The following is a 13,071-nucleotide window of genomic DNA, read 5'->3' as shown; positions in this document are numbered from 1 at the left end:
TCAACCTCCCGACTGCGCGGCTTGCTTGATGGCTTCGCGAATGCGCACATACGTGCCGCAGCGACAGATGTTGCCCGACATCGCGTCGTCGATATCCGCATCGGTCGGCTTCGGCTTGCTTGCGAGCAAGGCGGAGGCGGACATGATCTGCCCCGACTGGCAGTAGCCGCATTGCGGCACCTCGTGCGCGAGCCAGGCGTCCTGGATCTTCTTGCCCGCCGGCGTCTTGCCGACCGCCTCGATGGTCGTGATCTTGGAGTCGCCGATGCTGTCGATCGTCGTGATGCAGGAGCGCACCGCGCTGTCATCGAGATGCACCGTGCAGGCGCCGCACAGCGCCATGCCGCAGCCGAACTTGGTGCCGGTCATGCCGAGCACGTCGCGCAGCACCCACAGCAGCGGCGTATCGCCATCGGCATCGACCGCATGACTGGTCCCATTGATCATAATCTGGAAAGGCATCCTGACACTCCTGTCCTGGTTCGAGACCCGTCCGGACTGCGCCCCTCCGGGCGCAACCGCGACATTCCAAAGCGATCGAGCGCGCATTCGCGCCGATTGCTCACTCGTGGTAATAAATCCAATTCCAACGCTGCATAAGCGGCGCGATGATGCGCAATGAAATAACCATTGGTTTATAATCCATGGACCGACTGACCAGCATGGCCGTGTTCGCCCGCGTCGCCGATCTCGGCTCCTTCACCGCGGCGGCCAAAGAGCTGCGGATCTCGCCGACCATGATCGGCAAGCATATCCGTTTTCTCGAGGACCGGCTCGGCTCGCAATTGATCAACCGGTCGACGCGGCGGCAGGGCCTCACCGAGCTCGGCCGCAGCTATCTCGATCACTGCAAGCATTTGCTGGAACAGGCCGAGGTCGGCGATGCGCTGGTCGAAGAGGCGTTGAGCGCGCCGCGCGGCAAGCTCCGCGTCGCGACCTCGGTCGCCTTCGGGTCGTACAGCCTGGCGCCCGCGCTGGTCCGCTTCATGAAGAGATATCCGGAAGTCTCGGTCGACCTCGTGCTCAGCGACAGGATGGTCGATCTGCTCGAGGAAGGCCTCGACGCCGCGATCCGCGTCGGCACGCTGACCGACTCCACCATGATGTCGCGCTCGTTGTCGCCCTACACGGCCGTGCTGTGCGCGGCGCCGAGCTATCTCGCCGAACGCGGCACACCAACGCATCCGGGGGATCTCATCCACCATGAATGCCTGCGCTATCCCGGCTGGTCGGACGGGCAGCGATGGACCTTCGTCGGACCGGAGGGCGAAGTGCATGTCGATGTCACAAGCCGCCTCTTCATCAACAGCGCGTTCGGCATCCGCTATGCAGCGCTGGCCGGCGCCGGCATCGTGCTGATGCGCGACGAGCTGCTGGCCGACGATATCGCCGCGGGCCGGCTGCAGGTGCTGCTGCCGAACTACTCGACGCAAGCCCGCGCGCGCCAGATCCTGTGGCCGAAGAACCGCAAGATGACGCCGAAGCTCCGCGCCCTGATCGACTTCATCGTGGAGACCTATGGCTGAGATGAATTGACCCGGTGCAATTCGGAAGCGTGGAATCGGAGGATGGGTGGAACGAAGTGATACCCGTCAAATAGCGCCGGCGCCCGCCGGCAAATTCGGCTTTTCAGAATATTCTCCAAATCAGATGTTCAATGCACCCGTCTCACCCGATCGAGGGGGCGCTCGCGGTCGTCACGATCGTTGGTCGAGATGCAGTGGACGCCGAGCGTGGTGCTGACGAGAGCACGCAAAGCGGACGGCGAAGTCGTGTGGTCCCAACGCCGCCGCGGCGTATGGGTCCGGCTTTCGCCGGGACGACGTGGGAAACAGATCACGCCCCGTCCACTACCCCACTTCGATCGGCAGCGGCCACCCCTCACTTTACCAGCGCCTCGACCTCCTTGCGGAATGCCTGGCGCGAGCCGTCGCGGGAGTAGAACATGTGGCCGCCGGGATAGACCGCGAGCCTGGTGCGGCTCGGAGCCGCGAAGGCCGGCAGCTGGTCGAGGATGATCTTCGAGGCGAAGTACGGCGTCGCGAGATCGAACAGGCCGTGACCGATCAGGAGCTTCAGCTTGGGGTCGAGCGCCAGCATCTGGCGCAGCTGCGTCACCGATTCCGGCGGGCTGATGCCGTGGCCGAACTCCCAGCCCTTGTTCACGCTTTCGCTGAGCAGATGATAGGAGCCGTCCGGCCGCCAGTTCAATCTGCGCGTCGTGAGATCGACGGCGGCGCTGGTCAGCGGCGCCATCAGCGGATCGCCGGACGGATCGTTGAAGCGGAAGGAGCTGGAGTCCGGATAGGGATCGAAGCCTTCGACCGAGGCATCGTAGCGGCCGGTCACCTTGCCGTTCTTGCGATCGAACTCGCGGCGGAATTCGCCGATGTCGAAGCGGCCGGCGAGCCTGCGGCTCACCGCCGGATCGATGCCGGTCAGGCTCGCGACCTTGTCGGCGAGCCGCGTGGTGGCCTCGGTATCAGCCTGCCCTTTGACGAGATCGAGCAGGAAGTCGCCGCGCGCGTAGCTCTCGACGTCGGCAAGATCCTCGCGCGTCACCGGGCCCTTCGCCTGTCGCGCGACCGCCGTCATGGTCGGAAGGCTCGCAACATATTGCAGGATACTGGAGCCGGTATAGTCGCGGAAATCGAGCACCGGCGAGATCAGGATCAGGCCGCGTACGCCGACACCCTGCTGCATTTGCAGATTGCGCACTACCTTGGGCCCGCGAATGCCGCCATAGCTTTCGCCGGTGACGTATTTCGGCGAGGTCAGCCGGTCGTATTTCTCCAGCCAGCGGCGGATCACCAGCGCGACCGAATTGGCATCGCCATCGACGGTGAAGAAGCGCTTGCGCGCATCCTCCGAGGTGGTGACGAAACGGCTGTAGCCGGTGCCGACCGGATCGATAAAGACAAGATCGGTAAAATCGAGCCAGGTGTCGGCATTCGGCTGCAGCTCCGGCGAGGCCGAGGACACCGCTCCGTCGAACGGAAGTCGCCACGGCCCGACATTGCCGAATTGCAACCAGGCCGACGCGGACCCCGGCCCGCCGTTGAACAGGAACGTCACCGGGCGGCTCGCCTTCTCGGCGCCATCGAGCTGATAGGAGGTGTAGGCGATGTCGGCGAGCGGCTCGCCCTTGTCGTCGAACACGCGGATCGAGCCCGCGGTCGCGCTGAAGGCGAGTGTCCGGCCGGGCAGCGCGACCGATTGCTTGGTCGTGGAATCCGGCGGCAGGCGGTGCTGCTCGGCGGTCGACGCATTGGCCGCAGCGCTGGCGCCGGAGCCCGTCTCGCCGCGCCCTGCCCGTCCCTTCTGGCCGCTTAGGTTCTGACCGCTTGGGGCCTGCGCGCTCGGCGACGGCGACGGCTGCGGGGTCTCGTCGTCGGCCCGCACCGCGGTTGCGAGGCAGGCCACCAGCAACGCCGCGGTGAGCTGTGTCGCAAAACTGTTAGCCATGCCGTTCACTCCCTGGGCCGACATTTACGCATATCACTAGCGAACTGCGCTAGTCTGGCGGCACCCGTTGGGCATCGGGTCTCTCACGGGACCATCTCGACAAGGCCGCCCGGGATGTATAGACGAGCGCGGCGTGTTCCGTGCCAAACGAGTTCGTGAGCGATGGCTAGCTCCAAGCGGTATGACAAGATCGCCTTCGTCGCCAGCGCGAGCGCGGAAGCGCAGACCGCGCTCGAGCAGCTGACCGCGATGTACGGCAACCATTCGGCCGCCGATGCCGACGTCGTGGTTGCGCTCGGCGGCGACGGATTGATGCTGCAGACGCTGCACGCCAACATGCGCAGCGGCAAGCCTATCTACGGCATGCATCGCGGCACCGTCGGCTTCCTGATGAACGAATATTCGACGCACGATCTGCGCACGCGGTTAGCCGCCTCGCGGGAGTCGCTGATCAATCCGCTCCTGATGCGCGCGACCGACATCCACGGCGCGGTGCATCTACATCACGCCATCAACGAGGTCGCGCTGTTCCGGCAGACCTACCAGGTCGCGAAGCTGCGCATCCTGATCGACGAGCATGAGCGGATGCCCGAGCTGATGGCCGACGGCATCCTGGTGGCAACGCCGGCCGGGTCGACCGCCTACAATCTCTCCGCCCAGGGGCCGATCCTGCCGATCAACGCGGCGCTGCTGGCGCTGACCCCGATCAGCGCATTCCGGCCGCGGCGCTGGCGCGGCGCGCTGCTGCCAAATTCCGCCTTCGTGGTGATCGAGGTGATCGAGGACGAGAAGCGCCCGGTCGCCGCGGTCGCCGACCATGACGAGGTCCGCGACGTCCGCCGGGTCGAGGTGCTCTCCGACAAGACGATCGCGATGCGGATGCTGTTCGACCCCGGCCATTCGCTCGAAGAGCGCATCCTGCGCGAGCAGTTCGGCTACTGACGGCGTACCGCCCCACCCTGCCCGGCAACCAATCATTAACCGCGGGCGGGATATGGTTAACGCTGGGTAATACCGCATTGGCCCGGTATGCCCGTTCGGGACCGGACCATGTATCGCATCGATTTCAACAAGCTGCGATTTTTGATTTGCGACGACAATCCGCACATGCGCCGCATTCTGCGGACGCTGCTGCATTCGTTCGGCGCGCGCGAGGTCTATGAGGCCGAGGACGGCGCCACCGCGCTCGAGATGTACACCCACTATGTGCCCGACATCGTCATCACCGACTGGTCGATGCCGATCTTCGACGGCCTCGAGCTCGCGCAGATGATCCGGCAGCCGGAATCCAAGGGCAATCCCTACGCGCCGATCATCATGCTGACCGGACATTCCGAGAAGCGCCGCGTCACCGTGGCGCGCGATGCCGGCGTCACCGAATTCCTGGCCAAGCCTATCTCGGCCAAGGGCCTCTACCAGCGCATCATGAACGTGGTCGCCAACCCGCGCCCGTTCATCAAGACCAAGACCTATTTCGGTCCCGACCGCCGCCGCAACACCACCAATACCTATATCGGCCCCGAACGCCGCGGCAGCGGCGAGGTCGAAATCCTGCAACAGCCGTCGCTGCTCGAGAAGGCGCGCTCGACCATTTAGGATATCGCCATGGCGAAAGACAAACCCGGGACGATCGAGGTGAAGAGTTTCGGCACCCATCATGTCATCACGCAGCCGAACCCGCTGCGCAAGGTGCTGCTGCGCGTCCCCGAGAGCGATCTCGACGATCCGGTCGGCCGCGCCGAAAAGGCGCTCGCCGGACTGTCGGGCGAGTTCAAGGAGTGGATGACGATCGAGGCCGACCGCCTCTCCGCCGCGCACGCCACGGTGCAACACGAGGGCTTCAACGACAAGACGCGCGAGGAGCTGTTCCGCGCCGCGCACGACATCAAGGGCGACGCCGCAACGTTCGGTTATCCCTCGGCGGCGGCGGCGGCCGAGAGCCTGTGCCGCATCATCGAGCACGCGCCCGACCTCGCCGCGGTGCCGCAGCAGCTGATTGCGCACCACATCAATGCCGTGCAGGCGATCGTGCGGAACCGCACCAAGCTCGACACCGCGGTCGTGGCCGGCGTGTTGAGCAAGCAGCTCCGCGGTATCGCCGATGAATTCCTGACCCACGCCAACCGCGACCGCCCCGAGCATCTCGAGGCCATCCTCGCGCCGAGCATCGCACCTGGCGAATAGCCGCGCGCCGCGGCGGCCACGGCTTCAATCATCGTCAATATGGAAACGCGGCCTTCAGGCCGCGATCAGATCGTCGTCGTAAGGCAGCACCGCGACCGCGTCTTCCGCGGCGAGCTCCTCGCAGAACATGCGCGCATCCTCGCGGGCCGATTCCGTCGCAAAGCGGCGCAGCAGGACCAGCAGCGGCTCGGCGGCCGAATGATCGGTCTCGCAATGGGTCAGCACGCGCTCGACCATGCGGCGATGCAGCCGCGCGGCACCGTCGCCGCTGTCGACATAGCCGACCTCGTGGCTGGCCTCGAGCGCGACGCGGAACGCCGCGTAGGTGGATTCCGGCAGGCCGGCGCGACGCAGCAGCGCCTGCAGGCCGTTGCCGCCGCGGTCGTTCAACAGCGCGGAAACCCGGCCATAGGGCAGCCCGGACAGTTCGGCGAGCGCAGCCCCGAACAGGTCAAGATTGCCCGACAGCAGCGCGCGCAGGATCAGCCCGGCGGTGAGCTGGCCGGTGGCGCGCAGATGCGTGATCAGGTTCTGCATGTCGTCGCCGAAGGCACGCGCGGCGATGTTCACCGTGGAGCGCTCCTTCGCCTCGCCGGCGATGCGGTCGGCGCGGTCGGCGCCGAGCCAGTTTCGCGCGACGACGAACTGCGCCAGCGTGTCGGAGAGCTTTGCGACCAGCGCGAGCCGCGTCGCCGACGGCAAATCTTCCAGCTGCAGCATCGATTCCCGGATGGCCGCGAGATGACCGTGGCGCTCGACGATGCGGTCCCAGGAGAATGGCGCAAGCCCGGCGTAGGGATTCTCGATCAGCTCGAGCGCGGCCGCCGCCGAGCCGACCTCGGCGATCGCCGCCGCCACCGAGGCGGGCAGATTGGCGCGGCGCGCGATCGCGCACTGCATCTCGTCGGAGCCGGTCGCGACGATGTCAACGAGGTCGGCATCGATCAGCAGCGGTGAATGCTCCAGCACCGGCAGCGCGATCGCCGGCTGGTCGGCCGACAGCGCCTGCACGATCGTAGCCGGCGCCTCCGCGCTGTATGCAAACACCTCGGCCATCGCCTGTCGCACCAGCGGCGACGGGTCGTCGAGCAGCATCAGCAGCGCGCCTTCGGCTGCGATGCGGTCGTCCTCGGTGAGATCCGAAATGAGCCAGGCCCGGGCCAACGCCCGCGTCGCCTCTGCCCGCTCGCCTGCCGGAGCGGTCCTAATCCAACTAATGAACTGCCGAACGATCATGGTCCTGCCGGCTTACGCAACGAGACGGCATCGACATACGACGCCACTACAAGGAAAAATAAACCATGACGCTTAATAAAGGGTTCACCATAAACGTTTGGGATTATTGACGTTTCGTTAAGACAGCCACAGCGCGCCAAGCACCTGCGAAGCCAGCAATCTAGCCGCTGCTGTAAGTGCCGTTCGGATCGCTGAACAGATCAAGCCGCCCGGGCGCGCGGACCTTTGGCGTCGCCGACGTGGTCAGCGAGGCGGAATTGCCCCACAGTTCCTGCACCGCCGGCGAGATCGGCTCCGAACGGTCGCCGCCCTGGTAGAGCGAGCGGAAGGCCGGCGCCGGCTGCGCCGATGCGACGGCCGAGGTCGCACCGGCTGATGAGGCCGCGCGGGCATTCGGGAAGGTCGAAAGATAGGACGCGGTGTCCATGGTCAGCGCTGGTGTCGGTGTCGCGCTTGCGATCGCGTAAGGCGACATGGTGTCGCCGCCCGCCGCGGCAAACGCCGTGCGCGTGTCGTTCGAATTCGCAGCCGCGGCGTAGCGCGTGGTTAGCACCGAATAGACTTGGCTGACGCTGCGCGCGCTGCCCGACTTGTCGTAGAAGATCGACTGGTTGGCGGCCGCCGCTTTCGGAAACATCGCGGCGGCATTGGCGCTCGGACTGTCCTCGGCGCTCGAGATCAGCTTGCCGGCGCCGCCGACGCCCATGAAATGCGCCATATAGAGCTCGGCATCGGTCGGACGACGGCCGAGCGTGCCGGTGAGCTTGAAGCTGTTGGATTGCGTCAACACCGCCGCCATCGACGACGCCGCATCGGGATCGTCGCGTAGCTTCATGACCGCGCTCCGCGCTGAGGGATCGCTGACCGAATAACTGCCGTCGGAATTCTTGGTGATGGCGTCGGCATACTGGCCGTAGCCCAGTTGGCTTCCGGCCTCCTTGACGGTGCCGAGCCAGGTCTGGTCGATGAATTGATAGAGTCCATGCGCCGACGAGGTCGTGGCACCGGCCCGCGGATTGAAATTGGATTCCATCTTCGCGGTCGTGAGCAAATATTCGAAGCTCGTGCCAGTAGTCGCGGCCGCCTGCTTGATCGAACCGGCGACCTTCAGGCGCGAAGCATCAACACCTGCCGAAGCCGTCGCATTGAAGAGGTCGACCGCCATCTGTCCGGGTGCCTTGCCGGGCGCCGGCAATCGGCACCCATGTCCCGACAACCTGCCGCAATTATGGTTAACGGCACGTTAAGATCCAGAGAGCCCAGCAGGACCCGCTATTTGCCGTAGACCTGCGCCGGATCGAACAGCCGCTCGGCGTCGACAAAGGACAGGCTGACATTGCCGCCCTCGCGCTTCACGGCGCGATAGAAACAGGAGCGCCGTCCGGTGTGGCAAGCCGCGCCGATCTGCTCGACCTTGATCCACACCGCGTCCTGATCGCAATCCATCCGGATCTCGATCACGCGCTGGGTCTGGCCCGAGCTCTCGCCCTTGCGCCACAGCGCATTGCGCGAGCGGCTGAAGTACCAGCCCTCGCCGGTCGCGATCGTCTTGCGCAGGGCTTCGTCGTTCATATGCGCGACCATCAGCACGTCGCCGGTCGCGGCATCGGTCGCGACGCAGGTCACAAGACCTGTCGCGTCGAATTTGGGCTGGAAGTCCAGCCCTTCTTCGCGGTCGTGATCGTGGGTCGATGCGGACACGGCAAACCTCGCTTGGGAAAATGCGAGGTTACCGGTTCGGTCCTCGCACCAGGGACAGGAAACGCTGCTGCTCCGCCGGATTGTCGCGGAACATGCCGGTGAAGCGGCTGGTGAAGGTCGATGCACCATGCTTGGCGACGCCGCGCACCGACATGCAGGTATGCTCCGCCTCGATCAGCACGGCAACGCCACGGGGCTTCAGCACCTCGTCGATCGCGGCCGCGACCTGCGCGGTGAGATGCTCCTGGGTCTGCAGGCGGCGAGCGAAGATATCGGTCAGCCGTGCCAGCTTGGAGAGACCCACGACGCGCTCCACCGGCGTGTAGGCGATATGCGCCCTGCCGTAGAACGGCATCATGTGATGCTCGCACTGCGAGGTGAATTCGATGTCGCGGACCAGGACGAAATCGTCGTAGCCGGCGGTCTCGCCGAAGGTACGGTTCAGGACCTCGGCCGGGCACTGATGATAGCCCTGATAGAGCTCGTCATAGGCCTCGACGACGCGGCGCGGCGTGTCGAGTAGGCCCTCGCGGCCGGTGTTCTCGCCGATATAGGCGAGCAGCGTCTTCACGGCGTCCTCGGCCTCCGCCCGCGACGGGCGCGGCTGGTCGGCACGGACGGCCGCCGACAGGAATTCTGAGGGGTCGAGCTCGCTGGCCTTCGCATCGGCCGGCTTGTTGGGGCGAATCGATTTGATCAAGGCGTCCATGTCTTCTCCGTTCGACCGGCCAGGCATTTGCCTTTGGGCCGGATGTGTCACCGGGCAGACGGGGCGGATCGTCGAACCGCCGGGCGCCTGAGTCCCCATCTTTGTAGCACCGCCGCGGCGCAAGTGGCCCGCGGTGGAAGCATAGCCGGGCTATGTTTCGGACGATGCCGTTCATATATAGGACGGTGAGACCCAGCCGCCAAGAGCGCCCGGCGCAGCCGGAACCAGGCATCTACCCCCATGCTGAACGACATTTATAACAAGCGGATCATTGAGTTGGCCGGCAATATTCCGCGCCTCGGACGACTGGCCGAGCCGGACGCCAGTGCCACCGCTCATTCGAAATTGTGCGGTTCGACCGTCAAGGTCGACCTCAAGATGGACGGCCCCGTGGTGACGGACTTCGCCCATGACGTGAAGGCCTGCGCGCTCGGCCAGGCCTCCTCGTCGATCATGGCGAGCCATGTGGTCGGGTCGACCGCGGATGAGCTGCGCGAATTGCGCGAGACCGTCCGCAAGATGCTGAAGGAAAATGGCCAGCCTCCGCAGGGCGGCAAATGGGCCGACATCGCGCTGCTCGAGCCGGTGCGCGACTACAAGGCCCGCCATGCCTCCACGCTACTGACCTTCGACGCCGTGGTCGATGCGATCGGCCAGATCGAGGCCAAGGCAAAGCAGCCGGCGTAAGCCCGACCGCCAGCCTCAACCTTACTGCGACGGCTGGACCGGCGCCGGGGCGGCGGTGCCGCCGGTCGGCACTACAGCCTCGGCGGTCTTGGTCGCCTTCGCGGCTTGCGGCAGCGCCTCGCCTTGCATCGCGCTGCTGACGAAGCGATCGGCGTTCTTCGGCTTCGCCTCGGCGACCGGGATTGCGTTGTCCTGATGCGGCAGCACGTCGGCGACTGCATCGGTGGTAACGAGATTGGTCAGCCGCAATTCGGCCGCCGACAATTCGTGCAAATCTTCCCACGGCGGAACGCTGAGTGCGAGCGACAACAGCTCACCCGCACCACCCATATCGAAGGTGTATTTGGCAAGACGGCCGATATCGCGCTCGACGATCATCAGGTCCTGCGCGGTGTAGCTGGCGGCCTTGGCGTCATCGGCACGATCGCCCATCCAGATTTGATGCACCCGGATGTGCGCGGCCGGTGGCACATAGCGCGTCTTGCCCGACAACAGCAGGAACACGCACATCGACTCGCAATAGGCATCCGGCAGCACGCTGGCGCGGTCGCCCTGCGCGGCCGCATTGACGACGCTGGTGCCGACCGTGGTCAGCGCGCCGAGACCGCGGAAGCGGCGGCCGAGCGCGATCGCGTCGTTGACCGAGCCGCCGCTGGAGTCGAGCACGATGGTGGCGCCGCTGAGCTGGCGGCTGCGCGCGAACTCGTCGAATTCCTTGGGGCTGTCAGCCGTGATGATGCCGACCGCCGACACCCAGCCGCGGCAATTCGGCTGGCAGGCGATCCAGCTGAACTTCATCGGCAGCTTGCGTTCTTCGAGGGTCGAGCTGGTCTGCGTGGAGTTACCCGCCCATGTGGCGGTGCCGGAAACCGCAAGGCAAAGGGCAACGGCGCCGGTGAGCACCCGATTGCGCAATGAAAGCGAGTTCGCGAGCCTCAATTTGGTTCCTTCCCCCAAGCCCTTGGTGATGCGAGCGGTGGCAATGGCCCCATGGCAATGCGCCACGAATCTGTCATCGGCGCGCAATGGGAACGGTAGCGTTGCTGACCTGGACCGTCCATAGAGCTCTTGCTGCAGCGCCACTGGTGCCGTGCAATAGTAGCCAACTGTGGCGTAAATATCTGCAATTGAACAGTTCCTTAGCTTGGAACCCCCGCAAGATTACGTACATACTTGCGTATGTCACCGACCGATCGTTCAACGACACACCATTCGCAATGCATGGACTGTGCCACCACCATGCGCCGCATGCCGCGCAACCTTGGCCGCGCCTTGATCTGGATCTACCGGCACACGCTGTCGCCGCTGGTCGGCTACAACTGCCGGCATCTGCCGACCTGCTCGGTCTATGGCGATGAAGCGATCGAGCGCTTCGGACTCTGGGCCGGCGGGTGGATGACGCTGGCAAGGTTGCTGCGCTGCCAGCCCTGGGGAACCTCCGGCATCGATAATGTCCCACAGGCGCGGCCGCCCGGGGCACACTGGTATCTGCCCTGGCGCTACGGCCGCTGGCGCGGCGTCAACGACGCTTGATCTGTTGCGGCGCTCCCAAACGCCACGCGCATTGCTGTCCGACGGAACTGTGGCGACAGTTGGCGCATTGTTTCATTGCCCCCTTGGGGAGGAAACAAAAATGCGCTGGAAACCCAGCCACAACGGGCACGATCCCCGGCAGATCGATTTGCTGGCCGTGCTTGCCTTGTTCGTCGTGATCGTTGCCGCCTACGGCTACTTCACCCACAATCCGAACAAGCCGAGCACGACGGCATTCATCGTGCCGAGCCAGAGCGTGAAGTGGTGACGCGCAACGCGTCTCTCGCGGACCGTTATTCACTTCGCTCGAAAACGCTCTCGAGCGCGTCAAGCGCGAGGCTCACTCGGCTGCGGCAGCGCGCACCGTCTGTCGCGGCCGCGTCATGACCACGACCGCAAGGGCCGCCGCGACCAAGGCCGTGGCCACATAGCCCGCGCTATAGAGCCATTCGCGCGCGAACAGCAATCCACCGATCGCCGAGCCGATCGCCTGGCCGATATACAGCACCGAGGTGTTGAGCGAGACCGATGCCGACGCGAGCGTCGGCGCCGCGCCGACCAGACGCACCTGCTGCATCGAATTGGTGGACGCAAAGCCGAGGCCCCACACCGCAACCGAGGCGGCCATCAATGCGTAGGCACCGGCGCTCAGCGCCCAGCCGGCCACGCCGGCGAGCAGCAGCACCGTGAACAGCACCGACGTCTTCCACGCGCCCCAGGAATCCACGATGCGGGTCGCGATCGCAATGCCGACGAACCCGAAGATGCCGTACAGCGCGAACACGATCCCGACGGCGTCCGCGTTGGCGCCGGTCAATTTGCCGAGCAGCGGCCCCATGAAGGTGAACACCACGAACTGGCCGGACATCTGCAACGTCGTGATCGAGAGCAGCAGGATGACGGTCGGATTGCGGCCGAGATCGGCCCAGGTCCTCAAGTCGACCGGCGCGCCATGCAACCCGCCGGGCAACCGCCACCACAGCAGCAGGCAGCTCACGAGCCCGGTCAGCGCGATCGCGCCATAGGTCACGCGAAAACCGTAACGGCTTGCGATGAAGGCGATCAAGGGCAGCCCGATCGCAGCGGCGAGCGACCAGCCGAGGAAGATATAGGCGATCGCGCTGCCGCGCTTCTCCACCGGCACGATCAGCGCCGCGGTGCCGGCCGCCTGTGGCGTGTAGAGGACACCGACCGCGAGCATCACCAGGCGGATGATCAAGAGGCTGTCGTAGTCCGGCGCGAAGGCCGATGCCGCGTTGGTCAGCGTCAGCACCAGGAGCGTCGCCGTCAGCAGCGCGCGCCGTTCGAACCGGCTGGTCAGCCACGCCGTCACCGGCGAGCCCACGCACAGCACGATCGCGCCGAAGGTGATCAGGAGACCCGCGGCGTGGATCGTGACGCCGAGCCCGTTGGACAGCTCCGACAGCATGCCGGCCGGCGCCAGCACCGAACAGCCGGTGACGATATTGCCGAGCATCAATGCGGTGGGAGCGAAGCGTTTCACGCCGCGTTGATAGCAGACCCCGAAATCAATGCAACTGCATCTAAATGCATAG

At 65.3% G+C, this 13,071-nt stretch carries 15 protein-coding genes; 7 read left to right on the top strand and 8 right to left on the bottom strand.

Annotation, left to right across the window (positions count from 1 at the left end):
- Complete coding sequence (locus ACVWW1_RS05380; RefSeq protein ID WP_456655100.1) at positions 1-462, bottom strand: (2Fe-2S)-binding protein; 462 nt, start codon at positions 460-462, stop codon at positions 1-3.
- Positions 463-644: 182 nt separating this feature from the next.
- Here ACVWW1_RS05380 and ACVWW1_RS05375 point away from each other — a divergent pair, with 182 nt between their 5' ends.
- On the top strand, positions 645-1,526 hold the full coding sequence (locus ACVWW1_RS05375; RefSeq protein WP_456655099.1) for a LysR substrate-binding domain-containing protein: 882 nt from the start codon (positions 645-647) through the stop codon (positions 1,524-1,526).
- A 355-nt stretch (positions 1,527-1,881) separates the two neighbouring features.
- On the opposite strand, the gene ACVWW1_RS05370 is transcribed toward ACVWW1_RS05375, so the two are convergent.
- Positions 1,882-3,465 (bottom strand): S10 family peptidase, encoded by a 1,584-nt coding sequence (locus ACVWW1_RS05370; RefSeq protein WP_456655098.1) that lies wholly within the window; start codon positions 3,463-3,465, stop codon positions 1,882-1,884.
- 162 nt (positions 3,466-3,627) lie between these two features.
- On the opposite strand from ACVWW1_RS05370, the gene ACVWW1_RS05365 reads away from it, so the two are divergent.
- The 3 genes from ACVWW1_RS05365 to ACVWW1_RS05355 all read left to right on the top strand — a co-directional run bounded on the left by ACVWW1_RS05365 (position 3,628) and on the right by ACVWW1_RS05355 (position 5,649).
- Positions 3,628-4,407: an NAD kinase gene (locus tag ACVWW1_RS05365; RefSeq protein ID WP_176530474.1), complete on the top strand. Its 780-nt coding sequence runs from the start codon at positions 3,628-3,630 to the stop codon at positions 4,405-4,407.
- A 108-nt stretch (positions 4,408-4,515) separates the two neighbouring features.
- Entirely contained in the window at positions 4,516-5,061 is a 546-nt protein-coding gene (locus ACVWW1_RS05360) for a response regulator (protein WP_092115128.1), read from the top strand.
- Between the two features lie 9 nt (positions 5,062-5,070).
- Complete coding sequence (locus ACVWW1_RS05355; RefSeq protein ID WP_456655097.1) at positions 5,071-5,649, top strand: Hpt domain-containing protein; 579 nt, start codon at positions 5,071-5,073, stop codon at positions 5,647-5,649.
- Between the two features lie 54 nt (positions 5,650-5,703).
- Here ACVWW1_RS05355 and ACVWW1_RS05350 read toward each other — a convergent pair whose 3' ends face one another.
- The 4 genes from ACVWW1_RS05350 to folE form a co-directional block, all read right to left on the bottom strand.
- Positions 5,704-6,885, bottom strand: coding sequence for a DUF2336 domain-containing protein (locus tag ACVWW1_RS05350; RefSeq protein WP_207830650.1), 1,182 nt, complete (start codon positions 6,883-6,885; stop codon positions 5,704-5,706).
- 160 nt (positions 6,886-7,045) lie between these two features.
- Positions 7,046-8,050: a transglycosylase SLT domain-containing protein gene (locus ACVWW1_RS05345; RefSeq protein WP_456655096.1), complete on the bottom strand. Its 1,005-nt coding sequence runs from the start codon at positions 8,048-8,050 to the stop codon at positions 7,046-7,048.
- 107 nt (positions 8,051-8,157) lie between these two features.
- Positions 8,158-8,586, bottom strand: a complete 429-nt coding sequence (gene hisI, locus ACVWW1_RS05340; RefSeq protein WP_456655095.1) for a phosphoribosyl-AMP cyclohydrolase — start codon at positions 8,584-8,586, stop codon at positions 8,158-8,160.
- A 28-nt stretch (positions 8,587-8,614) separates the two neighbouring features.
- Positions 8,615-9,295 carry a GTP cyclohydrolase I FolE gene (gene folE, locus ACVWW1_RS05335; protein WP_456655094.1) on the bottom strand — a complete coding sequence of 227 codons (681 nt, stop codon included), beginning with the start codon at positions 9,293-9,295 and terminating at the stop codon, positions 8,615-8,617.
- Between the two features lie 240 nt (positions 9,296-9,535).
- Between folE and ACVWW1_RS05330 the strand changes: the two genes are divergently transcribed.
- On the top strand, positions 9,536-9,982 hold the full coding sequence (locus ACVWW1_RS05330) for an iron-sulfur cluster assembly scaffold protein (protein WP_029080129.1): 447 nt from the start codon (positions 9,536-9,538) through the stop codon (positions 9,980-9,982).
- A 21-nt stretch (positions 9,983-10,003) separates the two neighbouring features.
- Here ACVWW1_RS05330 and ACVWW1_RS05325 read toward each other — a convergent pair whose 3' ends face one another.
- Entirely contained in the window at positions 10,004-10,921 is a 918-nt protein-coding gene (locus ACVWW1_RS05325; RefSeq protein ID WP_456655093.1) for a hypothetical protein, read from the bottom strand.
- Positions 10,922-11,203: 282 nt separating this feature from the next.
- Between ACVWW1_RS05325 and yidD the strand changes: the two genes are divergently transcribed.
- Complete coding sequence (gene yidD, locus ACVWW1_RS05320; RefSeq protein ID WP_176530467.1) at positions 11,204-11,515, top strand: membrane protein insertion efficiency factor YidD; 312 nt, start codon at positions 11,204-11,206, stop codon at positions 11,513-11,515.
- A 100-nt stretch (positions 11,516-11,615) separates the two neighbouring features.
- Positions 11,616-11,783, top strand: coding sequence for a hypothetical protein (locus ACVWW1_RS05315; RefSeq protein ID WP_171947627.1), 168 nt, complete (start codon positions 11,616-11,618; stop codon positions 11,781-11,783).
- A gap of 72 nt (positions 11,784-11,855) precedes the next feature.
- Here the strand turns inward: ACVWW1_RS05315 and ACVWW1_RS05310 are convergent, their stop codons facing one another.
- A complete protein-coding gene (locus ACVWW1_RS05310; protein WP_456656623.1) occupies positions 11,856-12,992 on the bottom strand; it encodes an MFS transporter in 1,137 nt (378 codons plus the stop codon).
- Positions 12,993-13,071: the final 79 nt, after the last annotated feature.

It is taken from the genome of Bradyrhizobium sp. JR3.5, from assembly GCF_054057015.1.
This window is presented reverse-complemented; position numbering and strand designations above follow the sequence as displayed.

What these genes read in the sequence shown, in the direction of transcription:
- ACVWW1_RS05365 (WP_176530474.1), top strand. Translation starts at nt 3,628, where the DNA reads ATGGCTAGCTCCAAGCGGTATGACAAGATCGCCTTCGTCGCCAGCGCG.
- ACVWW1_RS05350 (WP_207830650.1), bottom strand. Translation starts at nt 6,885, where the DNA reads ATGATCGTTCGGCAGTTCATTAGTTGGATTAGGACCGCTCCGGCAGGC.
- folE (WP_456655094.1), bottom strand. Translation starts at nt 9,295, where the DNA reads ATGGACGCCTTGATCAAATCGATTCGCCCCAACAAGCCGGCCGATGCG.
- ACVWW1_RS05315 (WP_171947627.1), top strand. Translation starts at nt 11,616, where the DNA reads ATGCGCTGGAAACCCAGCCACAACGGGCACGATCCCCGGCAGATCGAT.
- ACVWW1_RS05375 (WP_456655099.1), top strand. Translation starts at nt 645, where the DNA reads ATGGACCGACTGACCAGCATGGCCGTGTTCGCCCGCGTCGCCGATCTC.
- ACVWW1_RS05330 (WP_029080129.1), top strand. Translation starts at nt 9,536, where the DNA reads ATGCTGAACGACATTTATAACAAGCGGATCATTGAGTTGGCCGGCAAT.
- ACVWW1_RS05355 (WP_456655097.1), top strand. Translation starts at nt 5,071, where the DNA reads ATGGCGAAAGACAAACCCGGGACGATCGAGGTGAAGAGTTTCGGCACC.
- yidD (WP_176530467.1), top strand. Translation starts at nt 11,204, where the DNA reads ATGGACTGTGCCACCACCATGCGCCGCATGCCGCGCAACCTTGGCCGC.
- ACVWW1_RS05380 (WP_456655100.1), bottom strand. Translation starts at nt 462, where the DNA reads ATGCCTTTCCAGATTATGATCAATGGGACCAGTCATGCGGTCGATGCC.
- ACVWW1_RS05310 (WP_456656623.1), bottom strand. Translation starts at nt 12,992, where the DNA reads ATGCTCGGCAATATCGTCACCGGCTGTTCGGTGCTGGCGCCGGCCGGC.
- ACVWW1_RS05370 (WP_456655098.1), bottom strand. Translation starts at nt 3,465, where the DNA reads ATGGCTAACAGTTTTGCGACACAGCTCACCGCGGCGTTGCTGGTGGCC.
- ACVWW1_RS05345 (WP_456655096.1), bottom strand. Translation starts at nt 8,050, where the DNA reads ATGGCGGTCGACCTCTTCAATGCGACGGCTTCGGCAGGTGTTGATGCT.
- ACVWW1_RS05360 (WP_092115128.1), top strand. Translation starts at nt 4,516, where the DNA reads ATGTATCGCATCGATTTCAACAAGCTGCGATTTTTGATTTGCGACGAC.